This is a genomic window from Providencia sp. PROV033 (assembly GCF_028484855.1).
Taxonomy (GTDB): domain Bacteria; phylum Pseudomonadota; class Gammaproteobacteria; order Enterobacterales; family Enterobacteriaceae; genus Providencia; species Providencia alcalifaciens.
Genome location: NZ_JAMPSW010000150.1, coordinates 1 through 5,004 on the forward strand (window position 1 = coordinate 1; position 5,004 = coordinate 5,004).

Genomic DNA, 5,004 nt, shown 5'->3' on the forward strand with positions numbered 1-5,004 from the left:
TTCCTTATTTAGCGTGGCATACCAGCGGAATTTAGAGCGTGTAACTTATACTGTATGCGATGAGAGGCTAAGTGGAGATGTTAGTGATGCCGATTTATCCCGGATTCCCTTGATTTATTTGAACGAAATAGTTTTTGAGTGAGTCTGCATCACGATGGAACACAGATAATCAGTGTGTATTTTTTCAGGTATTTCCTATCTCACCCCCTGAAAAGAGGGATTCACCAGCTCTCATCATAACGGTTACTTGCAATTTAGTGCGGTACGCGAGTGGGGGAGACAGTTTGGTTCCTGTCTGCTCTGACCGTTAGAAGATTATCAATGTAAAATAATCACTGTAGTCACTTCCTACCTCGTAAATAACATAAAATTCTCCTTTGAACGTTCTAATGTACTCAAACACTTTCTCTATTTAAGTACAAAAAAATCTAAGCCATTTTAGGTATTACGCTGTAATAAAAAGTCTGGATATCATTAGGTTACCAATTTGTTAGACTGTAGGTATTCCCATGACAACGTCTATCGCTTGAAATTATTTCAACTTGTCCTTAAACGCTCGACAATAAGGTCCACATTGGTTAGATTATTTAGCATTCTAGAAGTCTAAACGTATAAAGTATATTTTTAAGGGGATGAACGATGCCAATTCGCCTGCCTGATGAGCTACCAGCGGTTAATTTCTTGCGTGAAGAAAATGTTTTTGTCATGACCACGACAAGAGCTAGCCTTCAGGAGATACGTCCCTTGAAAGTACTGATATTGAATCTGATGCCGAAGAAAATTGAAACTGAAAACCAGTTTTTACGGCTGCTATCAAATACTCCATTACAGGTTGATATTCAGCTGTTACGCATCGATCAGAGAGAATCTAAAAATACGCCTACGGAGCATTTGAATAATTTTTATTGTGATTTTGAAGATATCCAACATCAAAATTTTGATGGGTTAATTGTCACAGGGGCTCCCCTTGGTTTGGTGGAATTCGCTGATGTTTGCTATTGGGAACAAATAGAGCGTGTTATTGCATGGGCAAAATCGCATGTAACATCGACGCTGTTTGTTTGTTGGGCTGTTCAAGCTGCACTTAACGTACTGTATGGTCTACCTAAATTAACTCGTAAAGAAAAACTTTCAGGTGTCTATTCCCATGAAACATTAGAGCCCTATGCTTTATTGACTCGAGGGTTTGATGCATCTTTTTATGCTCCACATTCTCGCTATGCTGATTTTCCTGAAGAGTATATTCGCCAGCATACAGATCTGGATATTTTGGCCAGTTCCCCTGAAGCGGGAGCTTACTTATTTGCATCAAAAGATAAACGTCTTGCTTTTGTCACTGGGCATCCAGAGTATGATGCAGAAACATTATCTCAAGAGTATTGGCGCGATGTTGATGCGGGGATCACGCCCGATCTACCGTGTAATTATTTTAAAAATGATGATCCGAATAACTCACCAGAAGTTCGTTGGCGTAGTCATGGTCATCTCTTATTCTCTAATTGGCTCAACTATTATGTGTACCAGATCACACCGTTCGATCTTAGTCATATGGAACCAACATTAGATTAAAAAAGCGACTTAATTCCAGTTAACTGGTCATATCTCAGAATATAAGGCTAAATAATCAAAACTATTTAGCCTTTAAATCAAAAATATCCCCTCATTTATAGATGAATCGATAACTAAAATAATTTGGTTAACTCATTTTCTGTTATTAAAAAATAAAATATCCGAATAGATATAACACTATGATTTAACTAAACATTAACAAAATAATTCTATCTATAGAAATTAATAGCAAAACCATTTTTATAAATAAATTGTTTATAATCATGGTGATATATGTACTTTAAAATAAAATGGAAACCGTTTTTGATTTATTTGTTTTTTGAGTTTACTCTTAATTCATAGCCAGCCATGAATGAGGGTAGAACAATGAATCAGCAATTATCTATTTCAGATTTAACATTTACAAAAGCATTGTCACAGCAAGCTAAAAACATATTAGATACTGATTCTATTGGTTTTTTGTCTTTTCTTGTCGATGAGTTTTTACCACGAAGAGAGCAATTGCTCAAAGATCGAGTGCTACGCCAAAAATCAATTGATTCAGGTGGGCTGCCTGATTTTATTATGGAATCTGATTCCATTAAAAACTCGGACTGGAAGATTCAAAATATTCCTGATGATTTACAAGATCGCCGAATTGAAATTACGGGACCTGTTGATCGAAAAATGGTGATCAATGCTCTGAATGCTAACGTAAAAGTGTTCATGGCAGATTTCGAAGACTCTTTATCACCATCGTGGGAAAGACTGATTGATGGGCAAATCAATTTGCGCGATGCGATTACAGGGGAAATCTCTTATACCAATGAAAATGGCAAAGTCTATCAACTGAAATCAAATCCAGCGGTGTTGATTGCTCGTGTACGAGGTCTTCATTTAGATGAAAAGCATGTACTGGTTGGCGGAAAACCAATTCCCGGGGGATTGTTTGATTTCGCACTTTACTTTTTTAATAACTATCAGGCCTTACTAGCGAAGGGAAGTGGGCCTTATTTCTATATTCCAAAACTCGAGTCTTGGCAGGAAGCTCAGTGGTGGAGTGATGTATTTAGTGCGGCAGAGGATTTTGTTGGCCTTTCTCGGGGCACTATCAAAGCAACCGTATTAATTGAAACATTACCTGCTGTTTTCCAAATGGATGAAATTTTATACCACATGCGTCACCACATTGTGGGGCTAAATTGCGGTCGTTGGGATTATATCTTCAGTTATATCAAAACACTAAAAGAGCATGCTGACCGTGTCTTGCCAGATAGACAAGTCGTCACAATGACACAGGAATTTTTAAGTGCCTATTCACGGTTGTTGATCAAAACCTGTCATCGTCGCGGTGCGTTTGCAATGGGGGGAATGTCCGCTTTTATCCCAAGTAAAGATGCACAGGAAAACCAAGCCATTCTTGCCAAAGTGAAAGCAGATAAAGAGTTGGAAGCACGCAATGGTCATGATGGTTCATGGATAGCGCATCCTGGTTTAGCTGATACCGTCATGGAGGTGTTTAACGCAGCTTTAGGCGAACGTAAAAATCAGCTGAATATCCGCCGTGAAAATGATGATGAAATCACTGCAAATCAGCTATTACAGCCTTGTGAAGGTGAAAGAACTGAGGCGGGAATGCGTGCCAATATTCGTGTAGCTGTGCAATACATCGAAGCGTGGATTTCAGGAAATGGTTGCGTACCTATCTATGGATTAATGGAAGATGCCGCTACAGCTGAAATTTCGCGTACTTCAATTTGGCAATGGATTCGTCATGGCAAATCGTTATCAAACGGCATGAAGGTGACGAAAGCTCTGTTCGAAGAGATGCTGGATGAAGAGCTACAAGTGATTCAAAAAGAGCTTGGCGATCATCGCTTTCAAAGCGGGCGTTTCCGTGAAGCAAGTGAGCTGATGCGACGGATCACGACCCAAGATGATCTAATCGAATTTTTAACCATCCCTGGTTACCAACTACTTGATTAATAAGATTTAAAAATAAACACAATATTTCATTACCCTACAAAGACTGACAACAATAAAGGAAGTAAATCATGACAACATCGCGCTTAGAACAGATTGCTCAATTAGAAAATGAATGGAAAAAACCGCGCTGGAAAGGCATCACTCGTCCTTATGCTGCTGAGGAAGTGATTAAGCTACGCGGCTCGGTTAATCCAGAACATACATTGGCTCGTAAAGGTGCAGAGCGCTTTTGGGCGCAACTGAACGGTGGCGCGAAAAAAGGTTATGTGAATGCATTGGGCGCATTAACAGGTGGTCAAGCCTTGCAACAAGCGAAAGCCGGCATTGAAGCAGTTTATTTATCGGGTTGGCAGGTCGCTGCGGATGCAAACTCCGCCTCTAGTATGTATCCAGACCAGTCGTTATACCCTGTGGATTCAGTCCCTAATGTGGTTCAGCGAATCAACAACACATTTCGCCGAGCTGACCAAATTCAATGGGCGAATGGCATCGGTCCTGATAACCAAGAATATATCGATTTCTTTTTACCTATCGTGGCGGATGCGGAAGCGGGGTTCGGTGGAGTCTTGAATGCCTTTGAATTAATGAAGCACATGATTGAAGCGGGCGCAGCGGCGGTACACTTTGAGGATCAATTGGCGGCGGTGAAAAAATGTGGCCATATGGGCGGGAAAGTTTTAGTTCCAACCCAAGAAGCAGTCCAAAAATTAGTTGCAGCACGCTTAGCGGCGGATGTTTCAGGTGTTCCTACTATCTTAATTGCTAGAACGGATGCGGACGCTGCTGATTTATTAACGTCAGATTGCGACCCTTATGATGAGCCATTTATCACGGGTGAGCGTACGGCTGAAGGTTTCTTCCGTACCACTGCAGGGATAGAGCAAGCGATTAGCCGAGGCTTAGCCTATGCCCCTTATGCTGATTTAGTCTGGTGTGAAACCTCCAAACCAGATCTGGAAGCTGCGCGTCAATTTGCTGAGGCAATTCACGCTAAATTCCCAGGTAAATTATTAGCTTATAACTGTTCACCTTCATTTAACTGGAAGAAAAATTTGGATGACAGCACCATTGCTCGTTTCCAACAAGAGTTGTCAGACATGGGCTATCGCTTCCAGTTTATTACCTTGGCGGGAATTCACAGCATGTGGTTCAACATGTTCGACCTTGCTCACGCTTACGCACAAGGCGAAGGAATGAAACACTATGTTGATAAAGTTCAGGAATGTGAATTTGCCGCTATCAATAAAGGCTATACCTTCTCTTCTCATCAGCAAGAAGTGGGAACTGGCTATTTTGATAAGGTGACGACGGTGATTCAAGGGGGGAGTTCTTCAGTTACGGCATTAACGGGTTCGACTGAAGAAGAGCAATTCTAATCGGGGAGAAATTTACGGTTCCTATTGCTCGGTGTATGTGTGTTGACATAAGTGTATCTTTTGACTTTTCAGGCACGCAAGTGCCTGTTTTTTA

3 protein-coding genes are annotated in these 5,004 nt (G+C 40.8%); all 3 read left to right on the forward strand.

The annotated features are described in order from the left end of the window. Positions 1-639: 639 nt before the first annotated feature. The 3 genes from metA (at position 640) to aceA (ending at position 4,910) form a co-directional block, all read left to right on the forward strand. Positions 640-1,569: a homoserine O-acetyltransferase MetA gene (metA, locus tag PSF16_RS16475; RefSeq protein WP_006658598.1), complete on the forward strand. Its 930-nt coding sequence runs from the start codon at positions 640-642 to the stop codon at positions 1,567-1,569. Positions 1,570-1,935: 366 nt separating this feature from the next. Next, a complete protein-coding gene (gene aceB, locus PSF16_RS16480) occupies positions 1,936-3,534 on the forward strand; it encodes a malate synthase A (RefSeq protein ID WP_272689708.1) in 1,599 nt (532 codons plus the stop codon). Positions 3,535-3,602: 68 nt separating this feature from the next. Beyond that, the gene (gene aceA, locus PSF16_RS16485) at positions 3,603-4,910 is read left to right on the forward strand and encodes an isocitrate lyase (RefSeq protein ID WP_272689709.1); all 1,308 of its coding nucleotides are present in this window, start codon (positions 3,603-3,605) and stop codon (positions 4,908-4,910) included. The last annotated feature ends 94 nt before the right edge of the window (positions 4,911-5,004 follow it).

What these genes read in the sequence shown, in the direction of transcription:
- metA (WP_006658598.1), top strand. Translation starts at nt 640, where the DNA reads ATGCCAATTCGCCTGCCTGATGAGCTACCAGCGGTTAATTTCTTGCGT.
- aceA (WP_272689709.1), top strand. Translation starts at nt 3,603, where the DNA reads ATGACAACATCGCGCTTAGAACAGATTGCTCAATTAGAAAATGAATGG.
- aceB (WP_272689708.1), top strand. Translation starts at nt 1,936, where the DNA reads ATGAATCAGCAATTATCTATTTCAGATTTAACATTTACAAAAGCATTG.